Source organism: Streptomyces cinnamoneus (genome assembly GCF_014650495.1).
Lineage (GTDB): Bacteria > Actinomycetota > Actinomycetes > Streptomycetales > Streptomycetaceae > Streptomyces > Streptomyces cinnamoneus.
The window spans coordinates 44,875-64,976 of sequence record NZ_BMVB01000021.1 but is presented as its reverse complement, the minus strand read 5'-3'; the positions used below and the strand labels follow the sequence as shown (position 1 = coordinate 64,976).

Genomic DNA, 20,102 nt, shown 5'->3' with positions numbered 1-20,102 from the left:
CCGCCGTTCCCCCCGCTCGGGACGGCGGCCCTTCGGCATGCCGGGTGCCCACCCCCGTTGTCCACGGGCACCCGGTCCCCCCTGTGCCGGTACGTGGAGTCTGGGGCGCGGCCGGGCGGCAGGGCAAACCCCTTCGGCAGAGGTCGAATCCGTCGGGCCGCGCACGGGCCGGCCGGGCCGCGAGTGCGCAGGCGGGGGACGGTGCGCGCCCTCATGAGGCCGCCCGCCGCGCGGGGGCGTTCGCGCGACGGGCGGGGTGCGGGGCCCTCACAGGTCCTTCACCGCGAGCCCGTTCCGTACCCAAACGGAACTGGACTCCCCTCATTACTTCCGTAAAGCCAACACGCCGAAACGACGCGAAAGCTACCCGAAAGGGTGAATCCTTTCGTTCGGTCCCGAAGAACCCCTACGAGCGCGGCGCCACCTTGCTCAGGCCGTTGATGATGCGGTCCATCGCGTCGCCGCCCGTCGGGTCGGTCAGGTTGGCCAGCATCTTCAGCGTGAACTTCATCAGCAGCGGGTGGGTCAGCCCGCGGTCGGCCGCCAGCTTCATGATCTTCGGGTTGCCGATGAGCTTCACGAACGCCCGGCCGAGCGTGTAGTAGCCGCCGTAGGTGTCCTTGAGGACCTTCGGGTAGCGCTGGAGGGCCAGCTCCCGCTGGGCGTGCGAGGCGCGGGCGTGGGCCTGGACGATCACGTCGGCGGCGAGCTGCCCGGACTCCATCGCATAGGCGATCCCCTCGCCGTTGAACGGGTTGACGAGCCCGCCCGCGTCACCGACCAGCAGCAGGCCGCGGGTGTAGTGCGGCTGGCGGTTGAAGGCCATGGGCAGGGCGGCACCGCGGATGGGACCGGTCATGTTCTCCGGGGTGTAGCCCCAGTCCTCCGGCATCGAGGCGCACCACGCCTTGAGGATCTCCCGCCAGTCCAGCTCCTTGAAGGAGGCGGAGGTGTTCAGGACGCCGAGGCCGACGTTGCTCGTGCCGTCGCCCATGCCGAAGATCCAGCCGTAGCCCGGGAGCAGCCGGTCCTGGGGCCCGCGCCGGTCCCACAGCTCCAGCCAGGACTCCAGGTAGTCGTCCTCGTGGCGCGGGGAGGTGAAGTACGTCCGGACGGCCACGCCCATCGGACGGTCCTCGCGGCGGTGCAGGCCCATGCCGAGGGAGAGCCGGGAGGAGTTGCCGTCGGCGGCGACGACGAGCGGCGCGCGGAACGTGACCGGGGTCTTCTCCTCGCCCAGCTTCGCCTCGACGCCGGTGATGCGGCCGGTGCGGTCGTCGACGACGGGGGCGCCGACGTTGCAGCGCTCGTACAGCCGGGCGCCGGCCTTCACGGCCTGCTGGGCGAGCTGCTCGTCGAAGTCGTCGCGCTTGCGGACCAGTCCGTAGTCCGGGAAGGAGGCCAGCTCCGGCCAGTCGAGCTCCAGGCGGACACCGCCGCCGATGATGCGCAGGCCCTTGTTGCGCAGCCAGCCGGCTTCCTCGGAGACGTCGATGCCCATGGCCACGAGCTGCTTGGTGGCGCGCGGGGTGAGGCCGTCGCCGCACACCTTCTCGCGCGGGAAGGCCGTCTTCTCCAGGAGGAGGACGTCGAGGCCGGCCTTGGCCAGGTAGTACGCGGTCGTCGAGCCGGACGGGCCGGCCCCGACGACGATCACATCAGCGCTGTGTTCGGTAGGGGACTCGGTCACGGCGGCTCTCCCGTTCGGCGAGGGACTGGTCGCCGCCGAGTCTATGAGCCGGACGGGAACGGAAGGTCGGCGACCGCCGTTCCCGTCCGTTCCCGTCTGCCGTTCCCGTCTGCCGGCCGTCTGCCGGCCGGCTGCTCCGGCCCGGCCCGGCCCGTTGCCGTACGCGGCCGGAGGGGTCAGCGCACGTCGTACGGGCCGACCCACCAGAACTGCAGGGCGGTGTCGAAGATCTTGCGGGCCTCCGGGTAGAAGCGCTCGCGCTCGGAGAACATGATCGCGTACTCCTTGCCGCTCTCGTCCACGTACGCCTGGTTCAGGGCGTGCATGACCTCGCCGTTCTTGTCCTTCCAGGTCCACTCCCACAGGGCGCCCGGACGGCCCATGAAAGTGTTGGCCGTCATCTTGAGCTGCCGGTACTCCTCCTGCGCGGAGACCTGCTTCTCCATCTCCTGGAAGTGGTCGTACGACGACTTGCCGCCGCTCGGCCCGATGCCGATGCGGATCTGGCCGGGGCCGGTGGGGCCGTGGTAGTCGATCTGGTTGTTGCCGCGGTTCTCGCGCTGCCAGTACTCGGGCACGGCGAGGGAGAAGCCCTCGGGGGAGGTCATCCGCTGGTAGCCCTTGGGGGGCTCGCCCTGGGGCGGGCGGGGCCTGGCGGCGGAGGCGGAGGCGGACGGAGCCGGGGAGCCCGACGGGGCGCCCGAAGGCGCCGGCCCCTGCTGCGGGGCCTGCGGCGAGGCGGAGGCGGCCGGGTCCTTGGCACTGTCCTTCGCGTCGCGCTCCTGCAGGAGCATCACTCCGGCGGTACCGACGCCCCCGACAAGAAAGGCCGCCAGCCCGATGGCCACCCACATCAACACCCGACTCCCGGCCCGCACCGGCTTTCCGGCACCGGCCCCGGCCCCGGCGGCGCCGATGGCCTGCGGGGGCAGCACCGGCTGCTGAGCGGTGACCCCGGCGAGGGCGGAGGGGGTGGGGGTGGGGGCGGAGGCGGAGGCAGTGGGGCCGAAGGCCCCGGCGGGGGTTCCGGGGGCGGTCCCGGCGGGGGTTCCGGGGGCGGTCCCGGCGGGAGCCCCGGCAACGGTCCCCGCGAGGGTCCCGGGGGCGAGCTGCCGACCGGCCGCCGGGTCGAGGGCGGAGGGGGTGGAGGCAGCGGGCGCCGCGGAGGCGGCGTGCGCGGGCTGCGGGGCGGTGGCCCCGGCAGGGGCGGGCTGCTGGGCGGGCGTCCCAGCGGGAGCCGAGGCGCCACCGGACTGCTGGCCGGCTGCACTGACCGCACCCGTGGGCGACGCAGCAGGCGCCGACTGCGGGCCGGTCGCCCCGGCAAGGGCGGGCTGCTGGGCGGGCGTCCCAGCGGGGGCCGAGGCGCCACCGGACTGCTGGCCGGCTGCACTGACCGCGCCCGTGGGCGACGCGGCGGGCGCCGACTGGGGGGCGGTCGCCCCGGCAAGGGCGGGCGTCCCAGCGGGGGCCGAGGCGCCACCGGACTGCTGGCCGGCTGCACTGACCGCACCCGTGGGCGACGCTGCAGGCACCGACTGCGGAGCGGGCGTCCCGGCAAGGGCGGGCGTCCCGGCGGGAGCCGAGGCACCGCCCGGCTGCTGGCCGGCTGCACTGACCGCACCCGTGGGCGACGCAGCAGGCGCCGACTGGGGGGCGGTCGCCCCGGCAGGGGCCGAGGCGCTGCCCGGCTGCTGGCCGGCTGCGTTCACCGCACCCGCGGGCGGCGCAGCAGGCGCCGACTGCGGGGCCGGAGCCACCGGGGGTACGGCTGCGGGGAGGGGCGCGGTGGTCGGCGCAGCCGGCCCGGGGTGGGCCGGCGGTACGGCCGGCCGGGCCGGCACCGGCGACGCGGCGGCGCCGGGCGCCGTGCCCGGCGCCATCGGTACGGACGCCGGCGCAGCCGGCATCGGCGGGTGGGGCAGGACAGCCGTGCCGCGGGGGCGGCCAAGGGCGGCGGACAGGAGGATCGCTCCTGCCGTCCACAGGAGGCCGAACAGCAGGAGTTCGCCCGCGTTCGTCGCGACCTCGCCCTCCATGCCGCGCGAGCGGTACGAGAACGACGTGCCGCTCGTCATCTCCATCGCGCCGCCGGAGAAGAACGACAGCAGCCACAGCGTCGCCAGGAAGAACACGCCCGACAGCGCCTGCTCCACCCGGTCCGCCGAGCGGCGTGCGGCCAGTACGGCCAGGATCACCGCGCACGCGATGCCCACCAGCACGGCGCCGGCCTGGGCCCAGCCGCCCGCCATGTCACCGAGCTCGGTGAGGCCCAGGGTGTCGCTCTTGTGCCGGCCCTGCTCGGTGTTGGAGCCCTCCACACCCGCGCCCCAGGACAGACCGAGCGCCATGAGGCCGAGGTTGATCAGGAAGGGCAGCGCCCCGGCCCATGCCCAGTCGCCCGCCTCGTCGGGGTGCGCGGCGATGACCACGAACACGATCAGGCCGCACAGCGCGACCGACAGCCCCAGGGCGCGCAGCGCGGTGCCCCACGCCCGTACGGCCACCCGTGCGCCGGCGCCCAGACGCGCGGCCGCCTCCTCGCGGCACAGCACCGCGCCGCTCACCGCACCCGCCAGCGCGCCCGCGAACAGGGCGGCAAGCACAGGGGTGGTGGAGACGGTCACCATGTCGAGGTCCGGCTGCCCGCAGAGGCCCAGGACCAGCACGACCGCCGCGTTCAGCAGCGCGATCCGCAGCGTGGCCTCCGCGCCGCCGCCGCTACCGGCGGGACGCGAGCGGCGCAGTCGCCGGGCGCCGACGGCCACGGCCCCCGCCCACAGGGCGGTGATGGTCAGCGGCCAGAAGGACAGCGAACCGCTGCCCCGCACGAACAGCGACAGCAGGCTGCCGCCACTGCGCATCTCCACGTCCAGGCTCGCGCCCAGGCCCTGCAGCAGCAGGGCGATGACGACCTGGAAACGGTCGGACCAGTTGGTGAGCCCGGCCTCCTCGTAGCCGTCGGGGGACGGCAGCGATATCGCGAGCGCGAGGACCAGCAGCAGACCCGTCGGCCAGGCCGCCGCCTTCGCCGAACCCGCCCAGTCGCCGCCGAAGGCCCGGCGCAGGAACAGCGTCCCGCGCGAGGGCGGGGCGTACGGGGCGTGGCCGGGGGCGTACCCGGGCCCCGGCGGGGCGAACGGCGGCGGCGGAGCAGCCGGTGGCCCGGCCGCCGGGTGAACGCCGGGCGGAGCGACGGCAGGCGGAACGGCCGGCGGACGTGACGGCGGTGCGGACGGCATCGCGGGCGCCGCGGACGCGGCCGCACCGGCACCGCCCGCGGTCGCCGCCGCGGCAGCCCCCTCCGCCTCCGGCCGCTCCTTGCCGCACTTCATGCAGAAGCGCGCCTGAGGCACGAACTCGGAACCACAGGCGGGACAGAACGAGGGCATAGGGCCTCCGGAACTCGGCTTGATCTGGGCTGTGGAAAACCAAGATCGTACCGATGTCCGGGAGCCGGGCCATGACAACAGCGAGACGCGCAATAAGCGCGCCCCGTCCGGGATTTACGGGATTCAGGCGTTAAGCGGCTTGGTGCCGCGGTGCAGCGCGACGACGCCACCCGTCAGATTGCGCCACGCGACCTTCGACCAGCCGGCCTGCTGCAGCCGGGCGGCGAGCGCAGGCTGGTCGGGCCACTCGCGGATCGACTCGGCGAGGTAGACGTACGCGTCCGGGCTGCTGCAGACCGTGCGGGCGATCGGCGGCAGGGCGCGCATCAGGTACTCGGTGTAGACCGTGCGGAACGGCTCCCACGTGGGCTGGCTGAACTCGCAGATCACCACGCGCCCGCCCGGCTTGGTCACGCGCAGCAGCTCGCGCAGCGCGGTGTCCGTCTCCTGGACGTTGCGCAGCCCGAAGGAGATGGTGACGGCGTCGAACACGTCGTCCGCGAAGGGCAGCTTCGTGGCGTCCCCGGCGGTCAGCGGCAGCCAGGGGTTGCGCTTCTTGCCCTCGCGCAGCATGCCGAGGGAGAAGTCGCACGGCACGACGTACGCGCCGTCGGCGACGAAGGGCAGCGAGGAGGTGCCGGTGCCGGCGGCGAGGTCGAGGACCTTCTGTCCCGGGCGGGCGGCGACGGCCTGCGCCACGGCCTTGCGCCACAGGCGGGCCTGGCCGAGCGAGATGACGTCGTTGGTCAGGTCGTACTTCGCCGCCACGTCGTCGAACATCGCGGCGACTTCATGCGGCTGCTTGTCCAGGGATGCTCGGGTCACGACCCCATTGTTCACCACGGTCCCCACGGCTCCCCTGCGGGGCTTTGGACGGGGACGGCTCGCCCGGGAAGGACCGGTCGCCCTGCGGTGCCGACTGCGCTCGCTCCTGTGGGCCCCCACCCCGAGGACTGCCGGCCCCCTGCCCGTCGCCCCCTCGGCAACACGGCTTACCTGCCGGCAGTGCGCGTCCCTGCGGCCCGTCTGCACGACTGGGCCCTCCACCTCGCACCGCGGGACGACCGAAGCGGCCGTCCCCGCGTCGTTCATCCTGCCGGGTGGAAGGGGTGGGGGCGGCTCCCCTTGATGGGGTCCTGACGTGCGGCGATGTGGTCCTTACGGATCACTGACGGTGGCGATCCTGCCGTCGTTCAGAGCTGGAGCAGTGCCGTCAGATCGATCTCCAGAGGGAACGGCAGGTCCGTGACCAGCTTCTCCCGGTGCACAGGGTGCAAGGGCGCGGGGATGTAGGACCGCTCCCCGACCGGCAGCCAGAACTCGTGAACGGCGAGTCGCCGGTCCTCCTCCAGCTCGATACGCCAGTAGCAGGGCACCCCGGCTTCGGCGTACAGCACAGGCTTGCGGATGCGGTCATCGCTCCTGGAGCCCCTCGAAACCACTTCCACCGCTAGCTTCAGCTTGTCGACAGGGGTGCACTCAGCGGAGAAAAGGTCCAATCCAGTCACGTCGAACACGGTCACGTCGGGCTTTCGGACATGATCTTCGGCCAGCATGACGCAACGCTCGACATTGACCCCGTACCGTGCGGGTGCCGCGTCCGCGAGCCGACGGGACAGCCCGTCCCGCACGACGTCGTGCCACAGCTTCGTCTGCCCCCGAACCACGATCGCTCCGTCCACGAGTTCCCAGTCGAAGGGCAGCTCCAGTTCCTTCACCTGGTCGAAGCTCCAGCCATCGCCAGGCGGGAACATCCAGTTGTCCGGCGTGGCAGGTACTCCAGGCCGACTGATAGTCATCACTGCTCCCATGGACGCGAGTGTGGACGCGGATGCGGATCGCGGTCCCATATACGACGGTAGCGTCACCCGAAGTAATGAACGGGCTCCCGCGCCGCCGTCTCAGCGGCGCCTGAACACCAGGCGCCCGTCGAGGACCGTCACCAGCGCCCCGCCGTCGTCCGCGAACACCGCGAAGTCGGCCGGCCCGGACACCGTCAGTGCCCCGGGCTGCGCCGCGGGCGGCAGCACCCGGATGCCCGACCGCGCGACGGCCGTCCGCACCGCAGCCCGCGCGAACGGTCCGGACAGGGCCGTCGTCCCCGCCGCCAGCAGCCGCTGCACACCGCGCCGGGCGCTGTGGCCCCAGCGGGTGTCCGTCATCTCCAGTGCCGCGAGAGCCGCCCCGGTCAGGGGCTCGGCGCCCAGGGCGTCCGCCTCGCGGGGGTCCGGGTGGTACGCGGCCTCCAGGTACGCGGCGGCGGACGGCTCGTACCGGCCCGGCGTCAGGACGCCGTCCCACTCGCGCACGCGCGCGTGCTCGCCGGCTGCCGCACGCACCTGCTCGTACGAACCGATCGCCGTGATGCGGCTGCCGGAAACGGCGACGGCGTAGCCGCCGGGCGCCGACAGGAGCTCGCCGTCCTCCGTCAGCCGGACCGCACGGACGCGGTGGACCGTGGACATCGTCCGTCCGTCCTGACCGTTCCGCCCGTCAGCTCGCCTCGACGATCTTCAGCTCCGGGTGCGCCGTGCCGCCCTCGATCGCGGTCGACGACAGGTGCGAGACGACGCGGTCGTCGACCGGGTCGTTCGCCGGGTCGTCGTGCACCAGCAGGTGCTCGTACGTCGTCGCGCGCTGCGCGGGGACGCGGCCCGCCTTGCGGATGAGGTCGATGAGCTCCATGCGGTTGGAGCGGTGCCGGGCGCCGGCCGAGGAGACGACGTTCTCCTCCAGCATCACCGAGCCCAGGTCGTCCGCGCCGTAGTGCAGCGAGAGCTGGCCCGCCTCCTTGCCGACCGTCAGCCACGAGCCCTGGATGTGGGCCACGTTGTCGAGGAACAGGCGGGCGACGGCGATCATCCGCAGGTACTCGAAGACGGTGGCCTGCGTCCGGCCCTTCAGCACGTTGTTCTGCGGCTGGTAGGTGTACGGGATGAAGGCGCGGAAGCCGCCCGTGCGGTCCTGCACGTCACGGATCATGCGCAGGTGCTCGATGCGCTCGGCGTTGGTCTCGCCGGTGCCCATCAGCATGGTGGAGGTCGACTCGACGCCCAGGGTGTGGGCGAGCTCCATGATCTCCAGCCAGCGCTCGCCGGACTCCTTCAGCGGCGCGATGGCCTTGCGCGGCCGCTCCGGCAGCAGCTCGGCGCCGGCGCCGGCGAAGGAGTCCAGGCCGGCGGCGTGGATGCGGCGGATGGCCTCCTCGGCCGAGACGCCCGAGATGCGCGACATGTGCTCGACCTCGGAGGCACCGAGGGAGTGGATGACGAGCTGCGGGAACGCCTTCTTGATCGCCGAGAAGTGCTCCTCGTAGTACTCCACGCCGTACTCGGGGTGGTGACCGCCCTGGAACATGATCTGCGTGCCGCCCAGCTCGACGGTCTCCGCGCAGCGGCGCAGGATGTCGTCCAGCGGCCGGGTCCAGACCTTGTCGCTCTTCGGCGGGGCGAAGAAGGCGCAGAACTTGCACGCCGTGACGCACGAGTTCGTGTAGTTGATGTTGCGCTCGATGATGTACGTCGCGATGTGCTCGGTGCCGGCGTAGCGCTTGCGGCGCGCGGCGTCGGCGGCGGCGCCCAGGGCGTGCAGCGGGGCGGACCGGTAGAGGTCGAGCGCCTCCTCCGGGGTGATCCGGCCACCGGCTGCGGCACGGTCGAGGACCAACTGAAGGTCGGCGTTCTCGGTCACCGGGCGTCCCTTCGGAGGGGGTATGCGAATACCGGCCCAGCCTACGCGAGGGCTCTTGGCGGGCCGGAGACCGGGCCGGGGAGCGGACGTTCGGGCCCGGACGGTCAGCCGCCGGTCCTGGTGAGGGTCGCGGTGGGCCGGCCGCCACCGGGGTCGTCGGAGGTGAAGGCGAGCTTGCCGCCCGGGGCGAGCGTGTACGTCACGGTCGCCTTCGCGCCCGTGCAGAGGGCCTGCTTCTCACCGTCGGTGACCTCTTCCAGAGTGATCCTGCTGCTGGTGGCCGAGAGCAGCTTCGCCTTGGCGCGGCACTCCATGACGCCGAGGATCGAATAGCTCGTGCGCACGACGTAGGCGTCCTTGCCGCCGGCGGTGACGGTGCTCGTCATCGTGCCGTTGGCGGTGCCGTCGGACTGGACGACGGAGCCCGTCCAGGTGCCGAGGAACGCCTGCGGGACGGTGGCACGGGGCTCGCCCGGGCCCGGGTTCGGTGCGGCGGTGCTGCCGGTGGAGGGCGGCGAGGGGGTCGCGGCCGGTTTCCCCGCCTCGGGCGCGCCCCGCTCGCCGCCGGGCAGCACGTCGAAGACGAACAGCGCCGTCGTGGCGGCCGCCAGGGTGCCCGCGACGGTCAGCACGAGCGTGCAGCCGACGCGCCGGCCGCGGCGCCCGGCGGAGCCGGCCGACGCGCCGACGGACAGTGCGATGCGCCTGCCGTCGCGCCTCCCGTCGGGTTCGGTGGCAACCGGCTCGGGCCCCGGGGGCACCGCCCCCTCGCCACCCCCGGCAGCCTTCCGCCACCACCCGGGCCGCCGCCCCGGACGCCCCTCCGACGCCCTGCCCGCCCCCGGCGGAGACGATACGAATTCCGCGGCGGCCCCCCGCCCCTGCCCGGGCACCCGGCCGGGGTCGCCCCCCGACGGAGACGGAACGAAGTCCGCGGCGGCCCCCCGCCCCTGCCCGGGCACCCGGCCGGGGTCGTCCCCCGACGAAGACGGAACGAAGTCCGCGGCGGCCCCCTGCGGAAGAGGCCCGAAGCCCGGCGCCGACCGCCCCGGCCCCGGCCCCGCCCCCGGCCCGTCGGGCCGCGTCAGTGGCGGGCCGCTCGCCTCCAGGTCCAAGAGCTCCACCGCCTGCCGGCTGACCCGCTCGACCAGGGGCGCCGGCAGCCAGCCGGAGCGTACGAGGCCGTCCGCGCCCTCCGTCGCGGCGAGGCGGCGGGCCACCTCCGCCGGGGACGGGCGGTCCGCCGGGGGCTTGGCCAGGCAGGCCGCGGCCAGCTCGCGCAGCGGGCCCGCCAGGCCCGGGCCCAGCACCGGCTCCTCGTGCACGACCTTGTAGAGCAGGGCCGCCGAGCTGTCCCCGGTGAAGGGCGGTTCGCCCGTGGCCGCGTACGTCAGGACCGCGCCCAGTGAGAAGACGTCCGCCGCGCCCGTCACGTCCCGGCCCAGGATCTGCTCGGGCGCCATGTAGCCCGGCGAGCCGATCGAGACGCCGGTGGAGGTCAGGGACGCGGTGCCGTCCGTGGCCCGGGCGATGCCGAAGTCGATCAGGCGGGGGCCGTCGAGGGCCAGCAGCACGTTCGACGGCTTCACGTCGCGGTGCACCAGCCCCAGCGCGTGCACCGCCGCCAGCGCCTCCGCGAGGCCCGCGCCCAGCGCCCGCACCGTCCGCTCCGGCAGCCGGCCCACGTCGGCGACGGCCTGGGTGAGCGAGGGGCCCGCCACATAGCCCGTCGCCACCCACGGCACGCGCGCCTCGGGGTCCGCGTCCAGGACGGGCGCGGTCCACGCCCCGCCGACCCGCCGGGCCGATTCGACCTCCCGGCGAAAGCGCGCACGGAATTGCTCATCGAGGGCGAAATGCGGATGTACGGCCTTGACGGCGACGGTACGGCCGCCGGCGCTCCGCCCCAGGTACACCCGGCCCATGCCACCCGCACCGAGTCTGCCCAGCAGCCGGTACGCGCCTATGACCTGCGGATCTTCCTCCGACAAGGGCTGCATCGGGCCTTTCGCCTCCCCCTGGAAGGGGGCCTTCCGGCCCCGAATTCGAGCCTATGACTCAATTCACGGGGCCTCTCAGGAACCCCGCACCCTGATTTGCCCATCCACTAGGACGGAACAAACCGTCATGTCCTTCGGGGCAGCAGCATCATCCGGAGCGACGCGATGACGCACCAACCCAACGGGGGCTACCAGCCCAACGGGGGATACCGGCAGCAGAGCGGCGGTTACCCGCCGCCTCCGCCCGGCTACCAGCAGCAGTCCCACCCCGGTGGCGGCTTCGGCGGCCCCGGCGCCTACGGCGACCCCGGGGACCACGGCGACTACCCGCCCAACGGGTCGTACCAGTCCCAGGGCCGGCAGCGCGCTTCCCGCGCCAAGAAGTGGACGATCATCGTCGCGTCCATAGCCGTGCTGGGCCTGATCGCCGGCGGCGTCATGAAGTACCTCGAGTTCGGTCCGTTCTCCACCAAGGGCGACCCGGTCAGCTTCGGCCAGGGCGAGAACAAGGGTGGCGGCCAGGCCGGCGGGACGAGCGGCGAGAAGTCCGGCGACTCCAAGACGCTGATGCCGACGGGCCCGGCCGCCCCGTTCAAGAACGCGAACACGCTGGGCGACGGCACGGAGATCGGCGTCGTCACCCTGGAGGGCCCGAAGTCCGGCTTCAAGGGCAAGGTCTGGGTCTGGGCCCCCAAGCAGTACAAGGACCCGAAGTACGCGAAGAGCGGCTTCCCGGTCATGATCGCGCTGCCCGGTGGCCCCGGCTACCCGAACAACTACTGGATGGGCACCGACCTCGGCCTCCAGCAGAGCATCAGCAAGTGGTCGCAGGAGGGCAAGAGCCTGCCCTTCATCCTGGCGATGCCGGTGCTGAACCCGGACGACAAGCACTACTACGACGGCAGTGACATCCCCGGCCAGGCCAAGATGGGCACCTGGCTGACGGAGGACGTGCCGGACCTGGTCAAGCAGAACTTCCGTACCCTGAAGTCGCGTGACGGCTGGTGCTTCATGGGTTCCTCCTCCGGTGGCTTCGCGGGCTTCAAGGCCGTGCTGAAGCACCCGGACAAGTTCAAGGCCGTGATCGCCTCCGGCCCGGACATCGTCCCGGACTCCCCCCTGTGGAAGGGGCACGAGCAGGAGATGGCCGAGAACAACCCCGAGGTGCTGGCCAAGCGGCTGATCGACACCAAGGGCCCGGACGTCTACGTCGCCTTCCAGGTGGGCACGGCCGAGCCGCCGATCGTGATGAGCCAGGTCAAGAAGTTCCAGGCGCAGTACGGCAAGGGCCCGGTGCACACGATGCTGCGGGAGATCCCCGGCGGCAAGCACAATGCCAAGACCTACGTGCCGAACATGGGCGAGGGGCTGATCCAGTACATCAGCCAGCACATGGAAGGCCCGACGCCCTCCTCCTGACGCCCGCCCGCCTCCTGACGCGGCCGACGGCGGGGCCGTCCGCCGGACCCCGGTGGTTCCACGGGAGCCCGGCGCCGCCCTGCCGGACGCACGAAGCCCTGATCCCTCCCCGGAGGGGTCAGGGCTTCAGCAGTTCCACGTGCACGTCGGCGGGGAAGCCCGTCGTGGGGCCGGTGCGCCGGGCGAACTCGGCCACGCCGGCCAGCTGGTCCGGGCCGAAGCGGAAGTCGAGGGTGGTGAAGTAGCGCTCCAGCAGGCCGGCGTCGAACGCCTCCCAGCGGGCCGCCTGCTCGGCGACCTTGGTGACCTCCTGCAGGGACACGTCTCGGGAGGCCAGGAACGCCTCGTGCACCTTGGCCACGATGTGCGGCTCGCGCGCCAGGTAGTCGCGGCGGGCCGCCCACACGGCGAAGACGAACGGCAGGCCCGTCCAGTCCTTCCACATCTGCCCGAGGTCGTGGACCTCCAGGCCGAGCCGGGGCGCCTCGTGCAGCGAGGCCCGCAGGGCGGCGTCGCCGATGAGCACCGCCGCGTCCGCCTCCTGCATCATCGCGCCGAGGTCGGGCGGGCAGGTGTAGTAGTCCGGCGTCACTCCGTAGCGCTCGGCGAGCAGCAGCTGCGCCAGCCGCACCGAGGTGCGCGAGGTGGAGCCGAGCGCGACCCTGGCCCCGTCCAGCCGGTCGAGCGGCACCTGCGAGACGATCACGCACGACATGACGGGGCCGTCGCAGCCGACGGCGATGTCCGGCAGGGCGACGAGGTCGTCGGCGTTGCGGAGGAACTCCACGAGGGTGACGGGGGCGATGTCGAGCTCTCCCCGGATCAGCTGTTCGCTGAGCTTCTCGGGGGTGTCCTTGGTCAGATCCAGATCGAGCAGCGTGCCGGTCCGGGCGAGACCCCAGTAGAGGGGCAGGCAGTTGAGGAACTGGATGTGGCCGACGCGGGGACGGGAGCTGAACCGCCGGGCCGCGTCGACGGCGATCGCTGCATCTGAGGCTGAATTGTCCACATCCGGAGGCTAGCCCCGGCGTCCGGGGGCTGCTGGGCCGGGGTCCCGCCGATTCGAGCCCGACCAGCGATCTTTTCCCGTGGGAAGGGCCGGAAAACCCGCCCTGGGCGTGATCTTCGACTCCTTCCGCGCGAGAACATCGCGTGCTAGGCTCGCCGCAAGTTGCAGTTTGGTTTCCCTTGCAGTACAGAGCCTGCGGAGCATGTGACCCCGCAGGCTTTTGTAGTTTTCAGACTTCTCGCAGGTTCTGGAGCAGGGCAACCCTTTGGCCCAAGGAGGGCTTATGGCTACCGGAACCGTGAAGTGGTTCAACGCTGAAAAGGGCTTTGGCTTCATTGCCCAGGACGGCGGGGGCCCCGACGTCTTCGTCCACTACTCCGCGATCAACGCCTCTGGCTTCCGCTCCCTCGAGGAGAACCAGCAGGTCAACTTCGACGTCACGCAGGGCCCCAAGGGCCCGCAGGCGGAGAACGTCACCCCGGTCTGATCCTCGGATCCTTCCGGTGCGACGCCCAGCCGATCGCGGCTGATGTGCTGTACCCAAGGAGCCCTGCCTTCCGCTTCGGCGGAAGGCAGGGCTCCTGCCTTTTTCCGGACCGCACCCGGCCCTCACGTCGCCTTTCCGGCTTTTCCGGCCGGGATCACGGGGAAACTGGTTTCACTGCCGAACCATTTATCGCTCCCGTTCGTACAACGCATCGATTTCCGCGGCATAACGTTCGTTGATCGCCGCCCGCCGGACTTTGAGCGTGGGCGTGAGCGTCCCGTTCCCGACGCCGAAGTCCTCCTCCAGGACGGTGAACGCACGGATGCGGGACGGCCGGGCCACCTGCTCGTTGGCCGCCTCCACCGCCTCCCGGCACAGCTCCCGGACGGCCGGGTGCCGGGCGAGCCCCGCCTCCCCCGGCTCCACCCCCTCCCGGGCGGCCCACGCCGCGACCTCCTGCGCGTCCAGCGTGAGCAGCGCCACCGGGTACGGGCGCCGGTCGCCGATCATGACGGCCCGGGAGATCCAGCGGGAGTGCTGGAGCGCGAACTCCACCGGCGCCGGGGCGAGGTTCTTGCCGCTCGACGTGATGATCAGATCCTTCTTGCGGCCGGTGATGCTGAGGTAGCCGTCCGCGTCCAGGGTGCCGATGTCGCCGGTGTGCAGCCAGCCGTCCGCGTCCAGCGCCTCCGCCGTCGCGGCCGGGTTGCCGTGGTAGCCGGCGAAGACGCCCGGCCCCCGCGCGTACACCTCCCCGTCCTCCGCGATCCGCACCTCGCACCCGTCCACCGCCCGCCCCACCGTCCCGTGGCGGACCGCGCCCCGGTGGTTGAGGGTGATGACCCCCGACGACTCGGTCATGCCGTACCCCTCGAAGACCGCGACGCCGCAGGCCCGCAGCAGGTCCAGGGTCTGCGGCGCGATGGGCGCGGCCCCGGTCAGCGCCCACCGCAGCCGGCCCCCGAAGACCGCCCGCACGGGGGCGAACAGGCTCGCCTCCGCCTCCTCCCACGCCGCCCGCAGCGGACCGGCCGGCTCCTCGCCCCGCGCGCGCAGCTCCGCGACCGCCAGCCCCGCGCGGACGGCGGCGGCCAGCCGCTCCGGGCCGCCCGGCCCCCGCGCCTCGGCACGGGAGACGACCATGGCGTGCACCTTCTCGAAGAGCCGGGGCACCGACGGCAGGTGGGTGGGCCGGACCTCGGCCAGCTCGCCGACGACGTCCTCGACCCGGCCGCCGAAGTAGCACAGCGTGCCGCCGCGGCGCAGCGCGGTGAGCTCGATCAGCATGCCGAGGACGTGGGCGAGCGGCAGGTAGAGGTACGTGGTGTCGCCGGGGCCGCCCTCGGTGAGGTGGGCGGTCGCGTCCTGGTTGGCGACGATGTTGCCGTGCGTGAGGCAGCAGCCCTTGGGCAGGCCGGTGGTGCCCGAGGTGTAGATGACGGTGCACAGGTCCTCGGGGCGGCGGGCCGCGGCGCGCCCGAGCAGCTCCTCCAGCGGCACCTGGGCCGGCAGCCGCCCGAGGACGAGCGCGCCAGGGTCGTGGACGGGGCCGTCGTCGTCGATGAGCACCACGTGCCGCAGCGCCGGCAGCTTCGGCCGCACCGCCTCCACCCGTACCGCCTGCGCGGCGTTCTCGCAGATGACGACCGAGGCGCCCGAGTCGCCGAGCACCCAGGCCAGTTCGGCCTCGCCGGCCGTCGGGTAGACCGGCACCACGACCGCCCCGGCGGCCAGCACCGCGAAGTGGGCGTACGTCCATTCCGGCCGGGTCTCCGCGAGGATCGCCACCCGGTCGTCCGGGCGCACCCCCAGCGTGATCAGACCGCGCCCGGCGGCCCGTACGGTCTCGCGCAGCCGGTCGTAGCCCGTCTCCACCCAGCCCCGGTCGCCTTCCCGCGCGCGGTGGCGCAGCGCGGGCAGCGCCCCGTACTGGTCAGCGGTCCATTCGGTGAACTCGGCCAAGGTGTCGGGCCGTTGCCGCATCATGCCTCCCCGGGTGAGCCTCCCCCGACGCTACGAAGCGCGCCCGCCCCACCGGGATGACCGGAATCGTCAGCACCGCTGACCCGGGCGCTCAGCGGGGGTTACCGTGCAGGACATGGGCAGCCCGGGGATCACCGTGCACCACCTGCGGGCCGCGCTCGGCGGCGCGCGGCGGCTCGGCCTCGACACCGTGCCCCTGCTGCAGGGCGCGGGCATCCCGCCGCTGCTGCTCGGGGACGACACGGCGCAGGTGACGGCCGAGCAGTTCGCGCGGCTGGTGCGCGGCCTGCACCGGGCCACCGGCGACGAGTTCCTCGGCCTGGGAGCGGCGCCCAGCCGGCCCGGCACGTTCGCCATGATGTGCTGCACGTGCCTCGCCTGCCCCGACCTGGGCGCGGCGCTGGAGCGGGCGGTGCGCTTCTACGGCCTCTTCCCCGGCGGCCCGGACCTCGGACTCGAACGGCAGGGCGGCGAGGCGGTGTTCGCCGTCCGCAACGACCTGCACGGCCACCCCGAGGGCGCCTTCCTCGCCGAGTGCATGATGACGCTCTGGCACCGGCTGGCGGGCTGGCTGATCGGACGGCGGATCCCGCTGCGCTGGGCCCGCTTCGCCCACCCCGCCCCGCCGTACGCGGCGGAGTACCCGCTGATGTTCGGCTGCCCGGTGCGGTGCGGGGCGAGGCCGTCCCCCACGGCGGCGGCCGGCTTCGACGCGCGGTGGCTGGCCGCGCCCGTCGTCCGCGACGAGGAGGGCCTCGGCGAGCTGCTGCGGCAGGCCCCCGCGGGCCTGCTGAGCCGGCGCGAGTACGGCACGACGGTGGCCGAGCAGGTGCGCCACGCCCTGCTGCGCTCACTGGGCGAGGGCCGGCCGGCCCGGCTGCCGGAAGTGGCCCAGCTGGCGGCGCGGCTGGCGGTCAGCCCGGCCACGCTGCGGCGGCGGCTGCAGGAGGAAGGGACCTCCTACCGGCGGCTCAAGGACCAGGTACGGCGCGACGCGGCGATCACCGGCCTGGCGGAGGGCCGGGAGCCGATCGCCCAGCTCGCGGCCCGGCTGGGCTTCTCCGAGGACACCGCCTTCCACCGGGCGTTCCGCCGCTGGACGGGTATGACTCCGGGGGCGTACCGGCTCCACGGTCAACGAAGCTGAGCTTCCCGGTCAGCACCCGCTTACCGGCCGGTCATTAGCGTCGGCCCGAACCGCTGGAGCACCACGGGACAGTTGGGAGAGCCCATGCACCTGCGCACCAGAGCCTTCGCCGCGCTCGCCGCGCTGGCCGTCTCGTTCGGCCTGGCGAACGGCACCACGTCCGCCGCCCGTGCCGCCGGGCAGCCGGCCGGCGCCCCCGGCGACATCGTCACCGCCGCCCCCACCTCCTTCCACCCCCTGCCCGGTCAGCCCACCCGCACCAAGGCGTGGCACATCACCTACCGCTCCACCACCGCCGAGGGCACCCCGAACGTGGTCTCCGGCACCGTCATCGTCCCCCAGGACGGCCGGACGGGCCCGCGTCCCCTGGTCACGTACGCCGTCGGCACCGTCGGCCTCGGCGACGCCTGCGCGCCCTCCGCGGGCTTCCCGTACGGCACGACCCTGGAGGCCAACCTCATCCAGCAGCTGACGCTGCGCGGCTGGGCCGTGGCGGTCACCGACTACGAGGGCCTGGGCACCCCCGGCGACCACACCTACGCCGTCGGGCCCGCCGAGGGCCACGCCGTCCTCGACGCGGCGCGCGCGGCCCAGCGGCTGCCGCAGGCCGGGCTCGGCCCGGCGTCGCCGGTCGGCATCATGGGCTACTCCCAGGGCGGCCAGGCCAGTGGCTGGGCGGCCGAACTCCACGACTCCTACGCCCCCGAACTGGACGTGCGGGGCACCGCCAGCGGCGGCGTGCCGGCCGACCTGCTGAAGACCGCGGACCACAACGACGGCGGCATCGGCGCCGGCTTCCTCCTCATGGCCGCCGCCGGCCACGACGCCGCCCACCCCGAACTCCGCCTCGACACCTACCTCAACGACAAGGGCCGTTCCCATGTCGCCTACATGAAGAAGCACTGCGTGGTGATCAACACCGTCGCGGGCCTCTTCAAGCGCATATCCGACGTGACGGTCAGGAACCCGCTGGACGCACCGGACTGGCAGCGCGCCCTGCGCGCCTCCACCCTCGGCACCCACGCCCCGCGGCACCCCGTGTACCTCTACCACGGGGTGATCGACGAGCTCATCCCCTACGCGGTCGGCAGGCAGCTGCGCGCCGACTGGTGCGCCAAGGGCGCGAACGTCCACTGGAAGTCGCTGTCCCTGGGCGAACACATCCTGGGTGTGATCACCGAGTCGGTCCCCGCGGCGAACTGGCTGGCGGACCGCTTCGCCGGTGAACCGGCGTCCGGGAACTGCCGGTAGTCCGGCAGCCGGCTCACCCCGGCGCCCCCGGCCCCGCGCACGGGCCGGGGGCGCTCAGTCGTCCCCGTACAGGGCGTCGATCTCCGCCGCGAAGTCGGCGGCGACGGCTGCCCGCCGCACCGTCCCCGAGGGCGTCAGGTGGCCGCCCTCCTCGGTGAGGTCCGCCGGCAGGACGGCGAACCGCCGGACCGCCCCGGCCTGCGGCACCGCCCGGTTGGCCTCCGCCACCGCGGCCCGCAGCCGGGGCGGCAGCGACGCGTCGACGGGCACGCCGGCACCCGGCGCGATCAGGGCCACCGGGTACGGCCGGCCCTCCCCCACCACCACGCACCGGCCCACCAGCGGGTGCCGTTGCAGCCGCTCCTCCAGCGCTCCCGGCGCGATGCGGGCCCCGTCCGCGGTGACGATCAGGTCCTCGCGCCGGCCGGTGACGGTGAGGTAGCCGTCCTCGTCCAGCGACCCCAGGTCGCCGGTGGCCCACCACCCGCCCGTCGTGGCGGGCACCACGGCCTGCTGCGCGGCGTCCCAGTAGCCGGCCAGCACGTGCCCGCCGCGCACCTGCACCTCGCCGTCCGGCGCGATGCGCACCGCGGTGCCGGGCAGCGGCCGGCCCACGGTGCCGGCGCGCGGGCCGCGCGGCGGGGTGAGGGCCGCGACACCGGTGGTCTCGGTCGGCCCGTACCCCTGGAGGACCTCCACGCCGGCGTCCGCGCAACGGGCGGCGAGCCGGCCGCCGAGCGGGGCGCCCGCGCCGATGACGTGCCGGACCCGGCCCCCGAGCGCCCTCCGGACGCCCCGGCAGGAGCCGATGCCGGGCACCTTCGCCAGGACGTGCGGGGCGGCCGCCACGAACGTCGGGCCGAAACCGGCCAGATCGGCCGCCAGGTCCTCGCCCTGCAGCGACGGCGCGTGCCCCAGCCGCACGCGCGCCCGCAGGCACCCCACGGCGATCACACGAGCGAGGATGTGCACGTACGGCAGGAAGAGCAGCGTGCCGGCCCGCGTCCGGCCCTCCGGCGCGAAGACCGGATGCAGCAGCTCGGTCAGGTTGTCGGCGGCGGCGAAGAAGTTGGCGTGCGTGAGGACGCAGCCCTTGGGCCGGCCGGTGGTGCCCGCGGTGTAGGCGATGGTGGCGATGTCGGCCGGGGTGCGGGCGGCGCGGCGCGCCGTCACCGCCCCGTCCGGCACGCCGCGGCCGGCGGCCGTGAGCAGGCCGACCGCCCCCGCGTCGATCTGCCAGACGTGCGCGAGGCCGGGCAACGCGGCGCGCCCGGCGCCGAGCAGCCGCAGGTGCGCGGGCGTCTCGACGACGCACGCCGTCGCTTGGGACCCGGCGAGGACCCACCGCACGCCCGCGGCGGAGGAGGCGGGGTGGACGGGCACGGTGACCAGGCCCGCGGCCCAGGCCGCGAACTCCAGGAGCGTCCCTGCGCAGCGGGTGCGGGACATCAGGGCGAGCCGGTCGCCGGGGCGCAGACCCTGCGCGATCAGCCCCTTGGCGACGGCCAGCACCTCGGCCGCGAAGCGGGCGGCGCTGACGTCCCGCCACAGCCCGCCGGGCTGCCTGCGCCCGAGGACGACGGCGGCGGGGTCGGCGCGGGCGTTGACGAAGGGCAGGTCGCCGAGCGAGCCGTCGTGGACGGGCGCCGCCAGCGCCGGCACGGACGCCTCGCGCACGACGCCGTCGACGACCGTCGTGCGGGGCGGGACGAGAAGAGGCAGGGCTGCGCTGCGCGGTACGGACATGGGCGGCTCCCGTCGGACCGGCCCGCCACGCTACGCCTGCCCGGCCGGGCCGGCCAGAGGGCCTCCCGGTCCGCGCGGGGCCCGGCGGGAACGCGCCCGGGCGGAGCACCGGCCAGGGGGGACCGCCCCGGGGCGGCCAACCGCCGCGCCTGCGGCGGCGGGCGCCCGAGCGGGCCGCGCCGCCGGAGCCAGGCGGGGGCGGTTGCCGCGCCCGGCGGGCCCACGGTGCCCCCGGCCCGACGGGACCCGCCGGGCCGCGTCGGGGGGGGCTTTGGGGGGCTGCCCCCG

At 74.0% G+C, this 20,102-nt stretch carries 14 protein-coding genes; 4 read left to right on the top strand and 10 right to left on the bottom strand.

All coding sequences use genetic code 11. The features are described 5' to 3' along the window. Positions 1 to 406: 406 nt before the first annotated feature. From IE182_RS24675 to IE182_RS24645, 7 genes are all read right to left on the bottom strand, one after another. On the bottom strand, positions 407 to 1,690 hold the full coding sequence (locus IE182_RS24675; protein ID WP_190112114.1) for a geranylgeranyl reductase family protein: 1,284 nt from the start codon (positions 1,688 to 1,690) through the stop codon (positions 407 to 409). Positions 1,691 to 1,866: 176 nt separating this feature from the next. After that, entirely contained in the window at positions 1,867 to 5,046 is a 3,180-nt protein-coding gene (locus IE182_RS32540) for a serine/threonine kinase C-terminal domain-containing protein (protein ID WP_190112113.1), read from the bottom strand. A 159-nt stretch (positions 5,047 to 5,205) separates the two neighbouring features. Further along, on the bottom strand, positions 5,206 to 5,907 hold the full coding sequence (locus IE182_RS24665; protein ID WP_190112112.1) for a demethylmenaquinone methyltransferase: 702 nt from the start codon (positions 5,905 to 5,907) through the stop codon (positions 5,206 to 5,208). Positions 5,908 to 6,275: 368 nt separating this feature from the next. After that, entirely contained in the window at positions 6,276 to 6,893 is a 618-nt protein-coding gene (locus IE182_RS24660; protein ID WP_229845079.1) for a Uma2 family endonuclease, read from the bottom strand. Positions 6,894 to 6,983: 90 nt separating this feature from the next. Beyond that, a complete protein-coding gene (locus IE182_RS24655) occupies positions 6,984 to 7,547 on the bottom strand; it encodes a hypothetical protein (RefSeq protein ID WP_190112111.1) in 564 nt (187 codons plus the stop codon). Between the two features lie 28 nt (positions 7,548 to 7,575). After that, complete coding sequence (gene mqnC, locus IE182_RS24650; RefSeq protein WP_190112110.1) at positions 7,576 to 8,772, bottom strand: cyclic dehypoxanthinyl futalosine synthase; 1,197 nt, start codon at positions 8,770 to 8,772, stop codon at positions 7,576 to 7,578. Between the two features lie 104 nt (positions 8,773 to 8,876). Then, positions 8,877 to 10,772, bottom strand: a complete 1,896-nt coding sequence (locus tag IE182_RS24645; RefSeq protein ID WP_190112109.1) for a serine/threonine-protein kinase — start codon at positions 10,770 to 10,772, stop codon at positions 8,877 to 8,879. A 165-nt stretch (positions 10,773 to 10,937) separates the two neighbouring features. Between IE182_RS24645 and IE182_RS24640 the strand changes: the two genes are divergently transcribed. Next, on the top strand, positions 10,938 to 12,191 hold the full coding sequence (locus IE182_RS24640; protein WP_229845078.1) for an alpha/beta hydrolase: 1,254 nt from the start codon (positions 10,938 to 10,940) through the stop codon (positions 12,189 to 12,191). Between the two features lie 118 nt (positions 12,192 to 12,309). Here IE182_RS24640 and IE182_RS24635 read toward each other — a convergent pair whose 3' ends face one another. Next, complete coding sequence (locus tag IE182_RS24635) at positions 12,310 to 13,200, bottom strand: menaquinone biosynthetic enzyme MqnA/MqnD family protein (RefSeq protein WP_190112108.1); 891 nt, start codon at positions 13,198 to 13,200, stop codon at positions 12,310 to 12,312. Between the two features lie 283 nt (positions 13,201 to 13,483). On the opposite strand from IE182_RS24635, the gene IE182_RS24630 reads away from it, so the two are divergent. After that, entirely contained in the window at positions 13,484 to 13,687 is a 204-nt protein-coding gene (locus IE182_RS24630; RefSeq protein WP_003984261.1) for a cold-shock protein, read from the top strand. A gap of 186 nt (positions 13,688 to 13,873) precedes the next feature. Here IE182_RS24630 and IE182_RS24625 read toward each other — a convergent pair whose 3' ends face one another. Further along, complete coding sequence (locus IE182_RS24625; RefSeq protein WP_190112107.1) at positions 13,874 to 15,670, bottom strand: AMP-dependent synthetase/ligase; 1,797 nt, start codon at positions 15,668 to 15,670, stop codon at positions 13,874 to 13,876. 115 nt (positions 15,671 to 15,785) lie between these two features. Here IE182_RS24625 and IE182_RS24620 point away from each other — a divergent pair, with 115 nt between their 5' ends. Both IE182_RS24620 and IE182_RS24615 read left to right on the top strand, forming a co-directional pair. Further along, a complete protein-coding gene (locus IE182_RS24620) occupies positions 15,786 to 16,817 on the top strand; it encodes an AraC family transcriptional regulator (RefSeq protein ID WP_190112106.1) in 1,032 nt (343 codons plus the stop codon). Positions 16,818 to 16,901: 84 nt separating this feature from the next. Further along, complete coding sequence (locus IE182_RS24615) at positions 16,902 to 18,068, top strand: lipase family protein (protein WP_190112105.1); 1,167 nt, start codon at positions 16,902 to 16,904, stop codon at positions 18,066 to 18,068. Positions 18,069 to 18,122: 54 nt separating this feature from the next. On the opposite strand, the gene IE182_RS24610 is transcribed toward IE182_RS24615, so the two are convergent. Then, on the bottom strand, positions 18,123 to 19,814 hold the full coding sequence (locus IE182_RS24610) for an AMP-dependent synthetase/ligase (protein ID WP_190112104.1): 1,692 nt from the start codon (positions 19,812 to 19,814) through the stop codon (positions 18,123 to 18,125). Between the last annotated feature and the right edge of the window lie 288 nt (positions 19,815 to 20,102).